Below are 14858 nucleotides of genomic sequence, written 5' to 3'. Positions count from 1 at the left end.
ATCTCCACCGTCACTAGGTGCACCATTTAATCGATTGCCGATTCCCATATATGGAGACCATGCACTGTGCAAACCACCCAGGAATCCTGGGTCTTTTGCCCCCGCATGGCATGTCGGATTCAGGCTGCAACCCGGAAGCCGGGTTGTCAAGACGTTCTGGGTGGCGGGTGAACTCCTTGTGTCCTCCGCTCTCCAGCCCGACCCTGCCAGTCGCTTCCCGGCTTAGCATCACCCTTGCAATCGAACGCTCGTTCGATCTAATGGTGTGTGTTTCCGGACCGGAGGACAGTGCCATGACTCCCAGCACCTGCTCCACCCTCACCGACCCGACCGGCCCGCCCTGCACGCTCGGTTCGGAGGAGGAGGGGGAGATACCAGTCGCGCATCGGGTGTTCGAGGGATGGCTGAACGACCGCCTGGAAAGGTTGGGGGCCGCGAGCGCGCGGATCGCCGCCGCGCAGGCGGAAGCGATCCGGATACAGGCGGAGCTTGCCGCGGCCCGGCCGCCGGAGGGCTATGACGAGCTGGATCTGTTCGATTCGATGGTCGCGGGGGACGTGGCGGGGGTGATGCGGATCTCGACCGGGTCCGCCGAATGGCATCTGCACTTCGCCGACCAGGTGGTCCGTCGTCTGCCGGCGGGGTTGCAGGCGTTGACCGAGGGGGTGTTGGATCTGCCGCGGCTGCGGTCGTTGGAGCATGCGACCGCCCCGTTGGACGACGAACTCGCCGGCCGGGTGGCTGACCACGTGTTGGGGAAGGGGCCGCGGGCGCATCGGGCTGGTTTCACGGCGGCGTGCCGCCGTGGGGTGATCACCATCGATCCAGATGGTGCGGCGAAACGCACGGAGGAACGGCGCCGGGAACGGCGGGTGTGGGTGGACCCCGAGGAGGACGGGACGGCCGTCCTGGGAGCGGTGCTGCCCGCGGACGCGGCACTGGCCTGTCTGGGGCGCATCGAACGGATCGCCGACGCCACTATCGCCGACCGGAGTGAGACGGACAGCCGGAGTCCGGATGAGGTCCGTGCCGACACCCTGATGGATCTTATCCTGGGCCGGTACGGGCAGCCCGGCCCGGCGGGTCCGACCGGCGCGGAAGTGCAGGTCGTCATCCCGATCGGAACCCTGCTCGGCATGGACACCGAGCCTGGCGAGCTGACCGGATACGGGCCGCTCCCCGCTGCTGTCGCGCGGGAGATCGCGATGCGGCCGACCTCGACGTGGCGGCGGATGCTCACCGACCCGGCGGGTCATCTCGTGGAGCTGGGAGAACGGCGGTATCCGAGCCCGGGGCAGAAGCGGCATGTGCGGGCCCGGAACCCGTGCTGCACGTTCCCGCGGTGTACCCGCCGGGCGTGGCGTTGCGATCTGGACCACACCCGGCCCTATGCCTCGGGCGGAAAGACGCTGGTGGAGAATCTCGGGCCGTTGTGCCGGCGGCATCATCGGGTGCGTCATCACGGCCGGTGGCGGGTGGTCCAGCCCCGGCCGGGGGTGTTCCGGTGGACGAGTCCGACCGGCCGCTGTTACGAGGTCCGTCCGCATTCGTATCTCGATGGGGAGTACACCACCATCGACCATGGTATGTCGGATGAAAACAGCCGGCCAAGATGAAGCACCGTCCCCCGGCCGAGGGGTCCGGTCTACGAACGAGAGGTCAGCACCTGGTAGCGGTTCCGCACGGCTAGTCGATATTGTCCTGTTTCGGAATGGTCGTGTATCCACTGTGGCGGCCACGGATAACGCACATTACCTCAACGTAATCACTGAAATGCTGATCGACCTCCCCGGGGTGGAGGCGGCGCTCGGCGGGTCGCGGGCGCAGCTGACCCACCGACCGGCCGACGACCGGGATCTTGCGATCTGCTGCCGCGGCGGCTTTGATCCGGTATCGCCGCGCGACCTTGGATTCCCGGGGCGGTGTCGGAGATTGGTCGCTGGGACAGCAGCGTCTTGAACGGTGGTGCGTGGCCAACTGTCGCCGGCCGGTCGGTGGACGTGCATTACCGCGACCTCGGTGTCGGCGGCCACCGGCACCGCAGGCGAAGGCCAACCACGCAACATTCAGCACAGTCAGCCAAAGGAGCAGGTCGATGGTTCTGCCGTCCGCCGAGGAATCGCTTTCCCGCCCAAGCCTCCCGGCGGGTCTGCGTCAGGATCTGGTCGACGTCGTCGGTGCGGAGCACGTGCTGACGGACTCGCGGACCGCCGGGTACGTGGTCGACTGGACCGGGCGATATCGCGGGTTCGCCTCCGCCGTCGTCCGGCCACGGGACACCGCCGAGGTCTGCGCGGTACTGGCGCTGTGCTCCGCCGCGGCAATTCCCGTCGTGCCACAGGGCGGCAACACCGGCCTGGTCGGCGGCGGGGTGCCGCGTGCCGGCGAGCTGGTGCTGAGCCTGGGCCGCCTGGACTCGCTCGGCCCGGTCGACCGGGCCGCGATGCAGGTGACGGCCGGTGCCGGGGTCACCCTGGCGCAGCTCGCGGACGCACATCCCGACCTGGATTTCGGGGTGGCCATCACCAGCCGCCACAGCGCGACCGTGGGCGGCACGATCGCCACGAACGCCGGCGGCGTACGCGTCCTGCGCAACGGGCCCATGCGGGCGCAGATCCGGGGAGTCGAGGCGGTCCTGTCGGACGGCACCGTCCTGTCGCACCTGTCCGGGCTGACGAAGGACAACACGGGCTACGACTACCCGAGCCTGCTGGCGGGTTCGGAGGGCACCCTGGCGGTCGTCACGAAGGCGCGCCTGCGGCTGGTGCCACGCCTGCGCGACCCGATCGTCGCGGTGCTGGGCCTGCCGGGGCTGGCGGAGTTGCACGGTCTGGCGATCAGGGCCCTCCAGGAGGTTCCCGGGCTGGTCTCGGCGGAGTTCTTCACCCGGACGGGGCTCGACATCCTGCTACGCAACACCGACCTCACACCGCCGCTGGACGCCCCCGCCGAGGCCTATCTCCTGCTCGAGGCCTCCGACGCAGGGGCGTTGGAGGCGCTCGCCGAACTGGCCGGCAATCTGCCCGTCGCCGTCGGGCACGGTGCGGCCGACCGTGCCCGCCTCTGGGCGTACCGGGAGCGGCATCCTGAAGCGGCGGGCTTCCTGGCACCGCCGCTGAAACTCGACGTCTCGGTTCCCGCCGGACGCTGGGTGGAACTGGCCACCTCCGTCGGCGATGTGGTGACCGCCGTGGACCCTGGCGCACGGGTCATCACGTTCGGTCATGTCGCCGACGGCAACGTGCACGTCAACATCGCCCCGGCTGCCGAGGTGGACGGCCGCCACCAGGACGCGGTCTTCTCCTATGTGGCCTCCCTCGGCGGCTCGATCTCGGCCGAGCACGGAATCGGAGCACTGAAGGCCGACTGGCTGCCGCTCTCCCGCACAGCCGCCGAACGGGAGATCTTCGCCCGTGTCCGCGCAGCGTTCGACCCGGCCGGAATCCTCAACCCCGGGATCCTGCCGCGCTGACGCGCGCGGCCCCCTGGTCCCGACGGTCGAGGAAGTCGACGACGCGGTCAGCCACCCCGCTCATCAGTGACCACCACGCCGTTTCGACCTGATCCGTGTCGCCGTCGCGCAGCGCCGTACAGACCTCGTCGAAGCCCTGCCCCTGTGCCTGCATCGCGCCCGGGACCTGCCTGAAGAAGTCGGGGACGATCTCCGGCATGGCGCGCAGCGCGCCGATCAGCGGCGGGCTGTCCGCCGTCTCGATGATCAGGTCGAGGATCTCGGCGTTCACCCGCTCGAAGGAGTCAGGATCCGAGGCCGCGCGAAGAGCCGGCTGGAAGGCCAGCAGGCGCTCGACGGCGGGATCGCCGCCGCGCCTGTAGGTCAGCGTCGTCGCGAGACCGAAGATGATCGCGAAGATCTCGTAGTGATCCCGGACGTAGTCGGCGTCGAAGGCGTTCACGAAGGCGCCGCGGTGGGGTTCGACCGTGATCCACCCTTCGCGTTCCAGCGCGACGACGGCCTCCCGCATCGGCGTCCGGCTCACTCCGATCGCGTCGGCGATCGACTCCCGGTCGAGCCGCTGACGCGGAGCCAGCTCCCCCCGGATGATCTGCTCACGGACATGGTGAACCGCACGCTCGGCACCGCTGTCGACCGGCGCGAGGCGGCTGGCCCTGCTACGGCGGCCGAACGCACCGTGCCAACGGACCGGTGGGCGCGACTCTGTGTCGCCCGGTTCCCGCGCGAAGATCCCGCGGCTGGTGAGGAACCGCTCGACGCAGGCTCCCAGCTCGCGGTGGACCTCACGGGCCGCGGCGGCCGCCTGGGCGGTGTTCCGGGCCTCGACCCCCGCGACGACCGCACGGACGCCGTGGCGTTGGATGCGCATCACCTCCTCGCGGTCGTCGAACGTGTCGGCGGACGCGTACTCGGGCAGCACCCGCAGCAGCCGATCGGCGCGCACCGATCTGGCCGCCGCCCGCAGGACGGCGGTGAAGGAGTCATAGACATCGGTCGTGTCATGAACGCAGCCGGCATCCCCGATCAGGCGAACGTGCTCCGCGAGCATCCGGACATCCGCGTCCTGCGCACGCTGCGTCGCTCGGACCGCGACGAAACCCTGGACCGCGCCCAGGAGCACGTAGTGATCACGCGCGGTGCGGCGGTCGATGCCGCGGACGAAGGAGCCACGCCGGGGCTCGACGGCGACCCACCCCTCACGTTCCAGCGCGATGATTCCCTCCCGCACCGGGATACGGCTGATTCCGAGCTCTTCGGCGATCTCCTCGGGCACGAGCCGCTCACCGCTGCGAAGCTCACCCCACACGATCATGTTGCGAATGTGGTCGGCGACGACCTCCCCGTCGTTGCGTCGTACGGCGGTCCGGATGCGCCGTACGTCGCGAGGGCTGAGATCACGGGTCAGAAAGCTCACCACCAGAACTGGAAACGCGCGGGAATGTCATGCAGGCCAGGCTACGGCCGCGCGGGGGACGGCCGTCCCACCGACCGGCCGACGCAGGCCGACCGGATTCGGCACGCTCACTCCAGCAGGTCGGGCTCCTCGGCGACGATCCAGTCGTAGAGGGGCTGGAAGGAGAACCAGCCGAAGCGGTGGCTTCCCACCTGGGAGGCGGTGAGCGCCGCGGCCTCGGGCGGGACGAGATGTGGCACGGTGGCGGCCGCCTCCGCCATCAGCTGCGACTGGGCGCAACGCTCGTAGCTCAGGTGCCACCAGAACGCCTCGTCCACGGAATGGCCGACGGTCAGGACACCGTGGTTGCGCAGCAGGACGGCCTTGTGGTCCCCGAGCGCCGCGGCCAGCCTCCTGCCCTCCTCCTGTTCGAGCACGACGCCGGTGTAGTCGTCGAGAAGGCCCTGGTCCTGGTAGAAGGCGCAGGCGTCCTGGGAGATCGGGTCCAGGGGGCGGCCGAGCGCGGCCCACGTCCGGCTGTACAGGCCATGGGTGTGGACGGCCGAGACGACGTCGGGGCGGGCGTCGTGCACGGCGCCGTGAATGGTCAGCGCGGCGAAGGCGACCAGGTTGCGGGCACCGGGCTCCTTGTTCGGGCCGCTCACGACCGTGCCCGAGCCATCGACCAGGCACAGGTCGGACACCTTGATCTGGCGGAAGCTCTGCCCGTAGGCATTCACCCAGTAGTGGTCGGGCAGCTCCGGGTCGCGGACGCTGCCGTGCCCGGCGACGCCTTCGTTGAACCCGGACCGGCCGAGCACCCGGAAGGCCGCCGCCAACCGTTGCTTGCGGTGCAGTCGTTCCTGGTCGACCGAGCTGAAGCTCGGGGGCTTGCGGGTGACGAATCCGGCCATCTCGCGCTCCTCACCTACCGCACAGCGACTCGGCTGACCTCCGGACGCCCTACCTCGCGGCGCCCCGGCGGATGCGGTCTCGGATCGCGGCCACCCGCTCGGTGAATCCGGGCCGGGACACCGCCCATTCCTGCGCGGCGAGCTCAAGCTCCATCGCCGCCGTCGCATCACTCAACGCGACGCTGGCCCGCAGCGACTGCTTGGTCCGCACCACCAGCTCGGCGTCACGCCCCGCTGCCCGCCGTGCGAGCGCCTGGGCCGTGTCGAGCAGGTCGCCGTCGGGCACGCAGCGCCACGCGAGCCCGCGCGCGGCGGCTTCGTCCCCGGTCAGCCTGTCGCCGAGCAGGATGAGCGCCGCGGCGCCCTGGACACCCACCAGCCTCGACAGCCGCCACAGGTGACCTCCGCCCGGATGAATGCCCACGTCAAGAAAGCGTGGGTCGAAGACCGCTGACGGCGAACACAGGACGACATCGCAGGCCATCGGCAGATTCAGGCCCGCGCCGACGACGGGGCCGCACACGGCCGCGATCGTCGGCACCGGCGCCGCGGCGAGACGGAGAAAGCCCTCGTACATCTCGCGCAACGGAACCTCGGGTTTGAGCAGGTCGTCCAGCGAGCCGCCGGAGCAGAACACCGGCGGCGTGGCGGTGAGGACGATCGCCCGCGCACCCGCTGCCAGCACCTCCGTGACGGCACTCGCCAGCGCGGTGCTCATCTCCAGAGAGAGGGCGTTGCGCCGACCTGGATCATCCAACGTCAGCCGGGCGACTCCGTCGTCGGCCAGGTCCACCAGGACCAGCGTGCCGTCACGCCCCGTCATCGGAGTTCTTCCTCGGAGCCGCATGGGCGGCCGGTCGCCAGCAGGCCTGCCTCCGCCCAGGGTGACGGCCGGACCCAGCGCAGACCCGGGTGCTGATCCAGATTCCACATGGTATGAATCATACAGTTTCCGCCGGTCCGGCGCGGTCTTCAGGCGGACGACCGGTCGCCTCACCCGCGACTGATCGCCGAGGTCCGCCGCGTACGGCCGCCACAGCTGGCCACTCGCTCCGGACCGGCCACAGCGGTTCGGCCCGACCGTGGCGGTGGGCGTCAGGCGGCCGCCTGACGCGAGCCCGCGACGCGGAACCCGTCGAAAGGAGTCATCACATGGACGATCTCGCTGGTCGCCGCGCACTGGTCACCGGAGCCAGCCGGGGCATCGGCGCGGCCATCGCCATCCGGTTAGCCGCCGCCGGCGCCGCGGTCGCCATCACCGCACGCACCGACCGGGAGGAGGCCAGCGACGGGCACGGCTCGCTGGCCGACACCCTGCGCGCCATCGAGGCGGCCGGCGGGAAAGCGGTCGCCCTCACCGCGGACCTGGCCCGCCCGGACGGCGGACGCGCCGGCCTGATCCGCCGGGCGCGGGAGGCTCTCGGCCCGATCGACATCCTGGTCAACAACGCCGGGGCGGGCGGCTTCGCACCCTTCCTCGACGTCACCGACCAGGCGATCGACCACGCGCTCGAGGTCAACCTGCGCTCCCCCTGGGACCTCTGCCGCCAGGCCCTGCCCGGCATGCGCGCCCGCGGCACCGGCTGGATCATCAACATCGGATCGTTCGCCGGCGAGCACCCCGCCGGACCGCCCTACCGCGACACCCCGCCGAACATGCGCGGATCGCTGTACGGCTCGTCCAAGGCCGCCCTGCACCGGCTCAGCACCGCGCTGGCCGCCGAAACCGTCGCCGACGGCATCGCCGTCAACGTGCTCTCCCCCGACGGCGCCGTGAAGGTCCGCGACGACTGGCCGTACCCCGACGACGTCACCGAGCCGGTCGAGACCATGGCCGAGGCCGCCCTCGCCCTCGCCAGCTGCCCGCCACCGCCCGCTCTCACCGGCCGGCTCACCTACAGCCTCTCCCTGCTCGTCGAGCTCGACCGCCCGGTGCGCACCCTCGACGGCTCCGCCCTGGTCGACGGCTGGCAGCCCCACCAGTTCAACCGGGCCCGCCTGCGCCACCCACCGGCCTGAGCCACCCGCATCCGCCAGGCTGAGCCACCCGCCGGACTGAGGTACCCGCCGGACTGAGTCGACGCCGACGGCTGGCCGCGATCCGACCGTTGGCGACCGCCACCGACGACGCACCATCAACCACCGAACACGAGGAGTTGGCAATGTTCGAACTCGATGGACACGTGGCGCTCGTGACCGGAGCCGGCCAGAACATGGGCGCGGGCGCGGCACGGGCCCTCGCCGCGCAGGGGGCGGCGGTCGCCGTGAACGATCTCGTCGCCGGCCGCGCCGAAGCGGTTCGAGACGAGATCGAGGCCGCCGGCGGCAAGGCGGTCGCGGTCCCCTTCGACGTGCTGGACCCCGACGCGGTGCGAGCGGGCGTCGCCGCCGCGGGCGAGGCGTTCGGGCACCCGGTCGACATCCTCGTCAACAACGCCGGAATCCATTCCGACATGGTCGCCCGGCCGTTCCGCGCGCTCGATCCCGCGTTGTGGCGCGGCCCGGTGGACATCAACATCTTCGGATCCCTGCACTGCATCCACGCGGTGATCGAGAACATGGTCAGCGCACACTGGGGCCGCGTCATCCAGATCTCCTCCGGAGCCGGGCGCACGGGCCTGGCGATCGGCGTCGCCCTGTACGGCGCGGGGAAGAGTGGCATCGAGGGCTTCGTCCGGCACCTGTCCCAGGAGGTCGCCAAAGAGGGGATCACCGCGAACACCCTGGCCCTCGGCATGATGGACAACTCGACCGAGAACCCCGATGTCACCCGGGCCCTGGCGGGCATGGTCCCGACAGGGCGCCTCGGCACACCCACCGACGTCGGCGCCGCCGTCGTCTTCCTCGCGGCCGAGGAGACCTCGTGGCTGACCGGCCAGACGATCAACCTCAACGGCGGCTCCACGATGAACTGAGCCGCATGCGGGTGTCCGCATCCGTCGCGCGGACACCGTCGACGGACACTGCGGCGCGTCTGCCAGGGTCGTCACCCTGGTGCGGATGCCTTGCCCGCTTCCGGGCGCCAGCCGGGCAGCGCACCGAGCAGGTGCGCGACAATCCCGACAACGTGTATGAACGCGCTTGAACGCGACGTTCTCGGTCTCGCCGACGAGACCGCCGCAGGTGTCCGCAGGTCGGTAGGCCGCCAGATCGGCAGATCGGCAGATCGGGTGAGAAGGAGGTCGGTTCGTGGCCGACACGCAACTGGTGATGGGGGCGAGCGGTTTCCTCGGTTCGCATGTGACGCGGCAGCTGGCGGAGCGCGGCGACGACGTGCGGGTCTGGATCCGCAGGACGAGCTCGACCGTGGCCTTCGACGACCTGCAGGTCGAGCGCGTCCACGGCGAGCTGACCGACGACGCCGCGTTGGTGGAGGCGATGCGCGGGGTCGACACCGTCTACTACTGCATCGTCGACGCCCGGGCCTGGCTGCGTGACCCGGCACCGCTGTTCGCGACGAACGTCGAGGGGCTGCGGCACGCGCTCGACGCCGCCGTCGAGGCGAAGGTGCGGCGTTTCGTGTTCTGCAGCACCGTCGGCACGATCGGCCGCTCCGACGACGGTCGCCCGGCCGACGAGAACGACCCGAACACCTGGAAACACCTGGGCGGGCCGTACATCCAGGCCCGGGCCGACGCCGAGGACCTCGTCCTGCGGTACTGCCGCGAGCGTGACCTGCCCGGGGTCGTGATGAACGTGTCGACGACCTACGGGGCTCCCGACCACGCCTCACCGCACGGCCAGCTGGTCGCCGACGCCGCCCGCGGCAAGATGCCGATCTACTTCGGCAAGGCGTCGATGGAGGTCGTCGGCATCCGGGACGCCGCCCGCGCGTTCCTGCTCGCCGCGGAGAAGGGCCGGGTCGGCGAGCGGTACATCATCAGCGAGAGCTACATGACCTGGAAGGAACTGGTGACGATCGCCGCCGAGACGGGCGGGGTGAAGCCGCCGCGGATCGGGATCCCGATTCCGGTGATGAAGGTCATCGGCCGCCTCGGCGACTTCGGGCAGAAGGTGCTGCGGCGCGACACCGTGATGAACAGCGTGAGCGTGCGGCTCATGCACTTCATGCCTCCACTGGATCACAGCAAGGCCACGCGCGAGCTGGGATGGGAGCCCTCCCCCACCGCCGACGAGATCCGCGAGGCCGCCAACTTCTACCTCGAGCGCGACCGCACGAAGGCCCAGGCCGCCTGACGCGAGGCGGGCGCCGCAGCCCCGGGCCCGGCTCAGCCACCGGGGCCGACCCGCCCGCTCAGCCGACGCGCCCGCCCAGCCCGCGGTCGCCGTGTTACCTCCGTGCGATCCCGTCCGTCTCCTCCCTGTCAGCCGCGAGAAAGAGCATCTCGGCAGGGAGTGAAAGAGGATGACGATGCAGGCACGGATGAAGAACCCGGCGCTGCTGTTGCCGCACGGCATGGAGGCGATACAGGCCCTGTACAGGGCGATGGCCGCGGGCGGGGTGGACCCGAGGACGATGGAGCTCGTTCATCTGCGGGCAAGCCAGATCAACGGCTGTGGGGCCTGCGTGCACGCGGGCGTGACGAACGCGCGCAAGGCCGGGGAGAGCGACGAGCGGCTGCACGCGACGGCGGGCTGGTACGACTCGCCGCTGTTCGACGACGCCGAGCGGGCCGCGCTCGTGCTCACCGAGGCGGTCACCCGCCTGAGCGACCGGCCCGGCCAGGTCACCGACGAGATCTGGGCCGAGGCGTCGAAGCACTACGACGAGCAGCAGCTCGCCGCCATCATCCTGATGATCGCGACGACGAACTTCTTCAACCGGATCAACACCACGATCAAGGAGCCCGCGGGCACCTCCTGGAGCTGACCAGATCAGGTGGTGGTCGCCGGTGCGGGGCGGTTCCGCCGAACCGCCCCGCCCCGCCCCGCCCGGCACGGCACGGCACGGCACAGCACAGCACAGCACGGCACGGCACGGCACAGCACGGCACAGCACGGCACAGACGCCTACGTCACAGGCAGGTCCGGTAGGCGCAGGCGCTCGAGACGGGCTGGGTCGGCCAGCACGTCGATCGCGACGACGGTGCCGGCACGTACGGCGAAGCCCATGACCGACACGGGCGTCCCGGCGACGGTCACGACGACACCCGTTTCACCGTCGACCAGCACCGGGTGGACGGCTGCGTCCGGCCGGGCGAACATCAGCGCTCGGCGGGTGACCGCCGCGGCACCCCGCACCACCGCGGTGACGGACGGCCGGCTCGGGCCTCCGTCGGCGCGCATGATGACCTCCGGGGCCAGCAGGCCGAGCAGGCCCTCGAAGTCGCCGGCGCGGGCGGCCGCGAAGAACGCCTGGACCACCGCGTGGTCAGCGGTCCGGTCCGGCGCCGTTGCCGGCTGCCTCGCGCGGACGCCGCCGAGGGCGTTGCCCTGGACCCGTTGGCGGGCGCGGCTCGCGAGCTGTTTGGTGGCCGCCGGTGTCCGGCCGAGGATCACGGCGATGTCGGCCATCGGGACCGCGAACAGGTCGTGCAGGACGTAGACGATCCGCTCGGGCGGGCTGAGCGTCCCGAGGACGACGTCCAGGGCGAGCCCGACCGCGTCGGCGAGCAGTGCCTCGTGTTCGGGGTCGGCGCCCGTGGCCGGGGCGACAACCGGATCGGGCAGGTGCACGTCCAGCGGCACATCGCCATCGAGGGACTGCTCCTGCCGGCTTGCCCGGGCCCGCAGCATGTCCAGGCAGATCCGGCTGGTGACGGTGGTGAGCCAGGCCCGCAGGTTCAGCACCTCGCCGACGTCGGATCGGCTCAGCCGGACCCAGCATTCCTGCACCGCGTCGTCCGCGTCGTCCCACGAGCCGAGCAGGCGGTACGCGACCGACCGCAGGTACGGCCGTTGCTCGCCGAACCGCTCCGCCAACTGCTCCAGCCCAGCCACCGACCCACCGTCCCCTTCATCGCCCCGGCACTGCCGCCACGCCGCCACGATCTGGACGGAGTGGATCAGCCCGAGGTAACACCGGAACGCTTCGTGGGCGTTCGGGCCTCCTTCATCCCGCGGTTCGCGAGCCGGTCGGCGCGCTCGTTGTCGGGATGCCCAGCGTGCCCTTTCACCCAGAGCCATTCGATGGTGTGCCGGCCGGCCAGGACGTCCAGCTGCTGCCAGAGGTCGGCGTTCTTGACCGGTTTCTTGTCGGCGGTCAGCCACCCGTTGCGTTTCCAGCGCGGCAGCCATCCGCTGACGCCGTTGCGCAGGTACTGGCTGTCGGTGTGCAGGCGCACCGTGGACGGGCGGGTGAGTGCCTCCAACGCCCTGATGGCGGCGAGCAGCTCCATCCGGTTGTTCGTGGTGTCGGCGGCCTCACCGCCGTACAGCGTCTTCTCGTGTGCCCCGTAGCGCAGCACGGCACCCCAGCCGCCCGGGCCGGGGTTGCCGCTGCAGGCCCCGTCGGTGAAGATCTCCAGGCCGGCCATGAAACCCCTCTCGGCTGCTGCCGTCGGCGGGTCCGTCGCCTCGGCGTGCCGCTGTCAACCGGCAGAAGGCTGGCGGCCGGCAGCATGCTCTCAGCCGGCGGAGGGCTGGCGCAGGGGCAGGCGGACCCTGATCACGGTGTCGCCGGGCTTCGACTCGATCGTGATCGTGCCGCAGTGGCGTTCGACGACGATACGCCGCGCGATGTCGAGGCCGAGACCGGTGCCCTTGCCGACGTCCTTGGTCGTGAAGAAGGCCTCGAAGGCACGGGCGGCGACCTCCGGCGGCATCCCGGGCCCGTCGTCGCCGATCTCGACGATCACCGCGCCACTACCGGCACCGGTGTCATCGTGCGAGGTGGTCAGGCGCAGCGTACCGGCGCCGTTCATCGCGTCGACCGCGTTGTCGATGAGGTTGGTCCACACCTGGTTGAGCTCGCCGGCGTGGGCGTCGATGGTGGGGACGTCGGCCCCGTACCGCCGCTCCACCCGCACCCGTGCCGGCATCTTGTGCCGCAGCATCACCAGGGTGCTCTCCAGGCCCTGGCTGACGTCGACGTTCTGCATGGACGCCTGGTCGAGATGGGAGTAGGACCGGACGGCGGAGACCAGCTCGGAGATGCGCCGGGTCGACTCGCCGATTTCCGTGGCCTGTGGCCGCCGCCTTGAGTTGATCCTCATCGTGCAAGGCGGCAGGCTCACGGGCACGTCACGACGCCGCCGGATGATCCGCGCGGGCATGCGGCCCGACTGGCGGCACAGTCTTTCCGGAGAGGTAGATATGACAAGCTTCGGGACCGAGTCCCGTTCCCGGCGGACCGACTCGTCCGCCGCCTTGCGCCGGGGGGCCCGTTCCTCGTCGGTCCCGCGCAGCCCGGGAAGCCGGGGGTTACGCCGGCCGGGCCGCAGCGGCGCGGCCCGCGCGGGTGCGCTGGTGGCCGCGGCGCTGCTGCTGCCGGTCCTCGCGGCCTGCTCCGACCCGATCACCGGCGAACGGCCCGACTCGGCCGGACGGACGTCGTCCGGGCACGGGAGCGACTCCGCCGAGACGACGGCGGCACCGACCGCCGTCACGCGGACGACGCCACGGGCGGAGGGGCCGGCGGCGGACCTGTCCACCGAGCTCACCGGCGGCAACGGCGTGTTCATCGGGTCGCCGACGCCCGCGGACCTGGAGCCCGCCGGCTACGTGCAGCACGAGTACGTCGCCGCCGGCACCGCCACCTCCTACCGCTCCGAAGGGGAGCTGAGCTCCGACGGCCGGTGGACCTTCACCCCGGACGGCTCGGCGCCCTACCGCACCCGGGTGCTGGTGCGCCGGCCGGCGCAGACCGAGCGGTTCAGCGGAACCGTCGTCGTCGAATGGCTCAACGTCAGCGGTGGTGTCGACGCCGACCCGGAGTGGACCAGCCTGCAGGAGGAGATCACCCGGCGCGGTGACGTCTGGGTCGGCGTCTCGGCGCAGCGCATCGGCATCCTCGGCGGGCCGGTACTGGTGACCGCGCCCGGCGCCGAAGGCATCGCCGGGCGGGGCCTGCGCGCGATCGACCCGGCCCGGTACGGGACGCTCACCCATCCCGGCGACGGTTTCTCGTTCGACATCTACACCCAGGTCGCCCGCGCGGTCGGCGCCGGCGCCGGGCTGGACGGGGCGAAGCCGTCGGTCGTCGTCGCGGCGGGCGAGTCGCAGTCGGCGGCGGCGCTCGTCACCTACATCAACGGCGTGCAGCCGCTCACCGCCGAGTTCGACGGCTTCTTCGTGCACAGCCGCGGCGCCGCCGGGCTGCCGCTGGTCGGCGCCGACCAGCCGGCCGACCTCGCGGGTGCCCTGCAGGGCGCGCCGACGGCCCTGCGCACCGACCTGGACGCCCCGATCCTCAACACGCAGACCGAGTCCGACCTGCTCGGCGTGCTCAACTCGTACAAGGCCCGCCAGCCTGACAGCGAGCGGTTCCGGCTCTGGGAGGTCGCCGGCACCGCGCACGCCGACGCGCACCTGCTCGGGCCGAACGCGGACAAGATGAACTGCGGCGTGCCGATCAACAACGGGCCGATGCACGTCGTCGCCAAGGCCGGCCTGCGGGCGCTCACGGCGTGGATCACCACCGGGAAGGCACCGAAGGCCGCCCCGCTCATCGAGGTCGCCCCGGGCGCGACCCCGCAGATCCGCCGGGACGCCGACGGCATCGCGCTCGGCGGAATCCGCACCCCACCGGTCGACGTCCCGGTCGCGTCGCTGTCCGGCGCGCAGGGCCCGGACCCGTCGGTGCTCTGCCTGCTGCTCGGCTCGGCGAAGCCGCTGCCCGCCGACCGGCTGGCCGCGCTCTACCCGGACCGGGCCACCTACCAGCAGCGCTACGACGACGCCGTCGACAGCACCGTCACCGCCGGCTACGCCCTTCCGGAGGACCGCACCGCCCTCGCGGCCTTCGCCGAGCCGGAGCGTGTCAGCTAGGGAATACGGACGTCCATCGTCACCCTCACCGGGCTGGCTGCCCTCGTTCTGACCCTCCCCTCGCAGGGCCACCGGGCCCTCGCGACCACGGCCTGACCTGCCGAGCCCCGGCGCGCAAGGCCCCAGTCGGCTGCCCGGCCCGCCGCTACCAGCATCTCGTCCTCCTCAGCTGGGCACACCGCGTGCC

At 71.3% G+C, this 14858-nt stretch carries 13 protein-coding genes; 7 read left to right on the top strand and 6 right to left on the bottom strand.

From position 1 onward, the window contains the following. Positions 1-293: 293 nt before the first annotated feature. Both AWX74_RS16885 and AWX74_RS16880 read left to right on the top strand, forming a co-directional pair. Positions 294-1616 (top strand): HNH endonuclease signature motif containing protein, encoded by a 1323-nt coding sequence (locus AWX74_RS16885; RefSeq protein WP_165615662.1) that lies wholly within the window; start codon positions 294-296, stop codon positions 1614-1616. Positions 1617-2095: 479 nt separating this feature from the next. Beyond that, positions 2096-3472: an FAD-binding oxidoreductase gene (locus tag AWX74_RS16880; RefSeq protein ID WP_091277708.1), complete on the top strand. Its 1377-nt coding sequence runs from the start codon at positions 2096-2098 to the stop codon at positions 3470-3472. Here AWX74_RS16880 and AWX74_RS16875 read toward each other — a convergent pair. The 3 genes from AWX74_RS16875 to AWX74_RS16865 all read right to left on the bottom strand — a co-directional run bounded on the left by AWX74_RS16875 (position 3447) and on the right by AWX74_RS16865 (position 6605). Further along, positions 3447-4889 (bottom strand): GntR family transcriptional regulator, encoded by a 1443-nt coding sequence (locus AWX74_RS16875; RefSeq protein WP_131799484.1) that lies wholly within the window; start codon positions 4887-4889, stop codon positions 3447-3449. The two genes, AWX74_RS16880 and AWX74_RS16875, sit on opposite strands and share 26 nt — an antisense overlap. A 107-nt stretch (positions 4890-4996) precedes the next feature. Then, positions 4997-5782 carry a class II aldolase/adducin family protein gene (locus AWX74_RS16870; protein WP_091277705.1) on the bottom strand — a complete coding sequence of 262 codons (786 nt, stop codon included), beginning with the start codon at positions 5780-5782 and terminating at the stop codon, positions 4997-4999. Positions 5783-5831: 49 nt separating this feature from the next. Continuing rightward, positions 5832-6605 carry an enoyl-CoA hydratase-related protein gene (locus AWX74_RS16865; protein ID WP_226930826.1) on the bottom strand — a complete coding sequence of 258 codons (774 nt, stop codon included), beginning with the start codon at positions 6603-6605 and terminating at the stop codon, positions 5832-5834. A gap of 329 nt (positions 6606-6934) precedes the next feature. Between AWX74_RS16865 and AWX74_RS16860 the strand changes: the two genes are divergently transcribed. The 4 genes from AWX74_RS16860 to AWX74_RS16845 all read left to right on the top strand — a co-directional run bounded on the left by AWX74_RS16860 (position 6935) and on the right by AWX74_RS16845 (position 10613). Further along, positions 6935-7801, top strand: a complete 867-nt coding sequence (locus AWX74_RS16860; RefSeq protein WP_091277702.1) for an SDR family NAD(P)-dependent oxidoreductase — start codon at positions 6935-6937, stop codon at positions 7799-7801. A 143-nt stretch (positions 7802-7944) separates the two neighbouring features. Beyond that, on the top strand, positions 7945-8697 hold the full coding sequence (locus AWX74_RS16855) for an SDR family NAD(P)-dependent oxidoreductase (RefSeq protein ID WP_091277700.1): 753 nt from the start codon (positions 7945-7947) through the stop codon (positions 8695-8697). 274 nt (positions 8698-8971) lie between these two features. After that, positions 8972-9979: an NAD-dependent epimerase/dehydratase family protein gene (locus AWX74_RS16850; RefSeq protein ID WP_193209654.1), complete on the top strand. Its 1008-nt coding sequence runs from the start codon at positions 8972-8974 to the stop codon at positions 9977-9979. A 175-nt stretch (positions 9980-10154) separates the two neighbouring features. Beyond that, positions 10155-10613: a carboxymuconolactone decarboxylase family protein gene (locus AWX74_RS16845; protein WP_091277698.1), complete on the top strand. Its 459-nt coding sequence runs from the start codon at positions 10155-10157 to the stop codon at positions 10611-10613. 140 nt (positions 10614-10753) lie between these two features. On the opposite strand, the gene AWX74_RS16840 is transcribed toward AWX74_RS16845, so the two are convergent. The 3 genes from AWX74_RS16840 to AWX74_RS16830 all read right to left on the bottom strand — a co-directional run bounded on the left by AWX74_RS16840 (position 10754) and on the right by AWX74_RS16830 (position 12918). Continuing rightward, on the bottom strand, positions 10754-11683 hold the full coding sequence (locus AWX74_RS16840) for a sigma-70 family RNA polymerase sigma factor (protein ID WP_091277696.1): 930 nt from the start codon (positions 11681-11683) through the stop codon (positions 10754-10756). A gap of 65 nt (positions 11684-11748) precedes the next feature. After that, complete coding sequence (gene rnhA / locus AWX74_RS16835; RefSeq protein ID WP_091277694.1) at positions 11749-12219, bottom strand: ribonuclease HI; 471 nt, start codon at positions 12217-12219, stop codon at positions 11749-11751. A 90-nt stretch (positions 12220-12309) separates the two neighbouring features. Next, the gene (locus AWX74_RS16830; protein ID WP_242666276.1) at positions 12310-12918 is read right to left on the bottom strand and encodes a sensor histidine kinase; all 609 of its coding nucleotides are present in this window, start codon (positions 12916-12918) and stop codon (positions 12310-12312) included. 79 nt (positions 12919-12997) lie between these two features. On the opposite strand from AWX74_RS16830, the gene AWX74_RS16825 reads away from it, so the two are divergent. Continuing rightward, complete coding sequence (locus tag AWX74_RS16825; protein ID WP_091277691.1) at positions 12998-14671, top strand: alpha/beta hydrolase domain-containing protein; 1674 nt, start codon at positions 12998-13000, stop codon at positions 14669-14671. Positions 14672-14858 lie beyond the last annotated feature (187 nt).

Origin of the sequence: Parafrankia irregularis, from assembly GCF_001536285.1 — a bacterium.
Classification (GTDB): domain Bacteria; phylum Actinomycetota; class Actinomycetes; order Frankiales; family Frankiaceae; genus Parafrankia; species Parafrankia irregularis.
Note: the sequence above shows the minus strand (reverse complement) of the source record. Positions and strands in the feature narration are given on the sequence as shown.

Excerpts from the sequence above, each read along its gene's own strand:
- AWX74_RS16885 (WP_165615662.1), top strand. The coding sequence starts at position 294 with ATGACTCCCAGCACCTGCTCCACCCTCACCGACCCGACCGGCCCGCCC.
- AWX74_RS16825 (WP_091277691.1), top strand. The coding sequence starts at position 12,998 with ATGACAAGCTTCGGGACCGAGTCCCGTTCCCGGCGGACCGACTCGTCC.
- AWX74_RS16865 (WP_226930826.1), bottom strand. The coding sequence starts at position 6,605 with ATGACGGGGCGTGACGGCACGCTGGTCCTGGTGGACCTGGCCGACGAC.
- AWX74_RS16860 (WP_091277702.1), top strand. The coding sequence starts at position 6,935 with ATGGACGATCTCGCTGGTCGCCGCGCACTGGTCACCGGAGCCAGCCGG.
- AWX74_RS16845 (WP_091277698.1), top strand. The coding sequence starts at position 10,155 with ATGCAGGCACGGATGAAGAACCCGGCGCTGCTGTTGCCGCACGGCATG.
- rnhA (WP_091277694.1), bottom strand. The coding sequence starts at position 12,219 with ATGGCCGGCCTGGAGATCTTCACCGACGGGGCCTGCAGCGGCAACCCC.
- AWX74_RS16870 (WP_091277705.1), bottom strand. The coding sequence starts at position 5,782 with ATGGCCGGATTCGTCACCCGCAAGCCCCCGAGCTTCAGCTCGGTCGAC.
- AWX74_RS16855 (WP_091277700.1), top strand. The coding sequence starts at position 7,945 with ATGTTCGAACTCGATGGACACGTGGCGCTCGTGACCGGAGCCGGCCAG.
- AWX74_RS16880 (WP_091277708.1), top strand. The coding sequence starts at position 2,096 with ATGGTTCTGCCGTCCGCCGAGGAATCGCTTTCCCGCCCAAGCCTCCCG.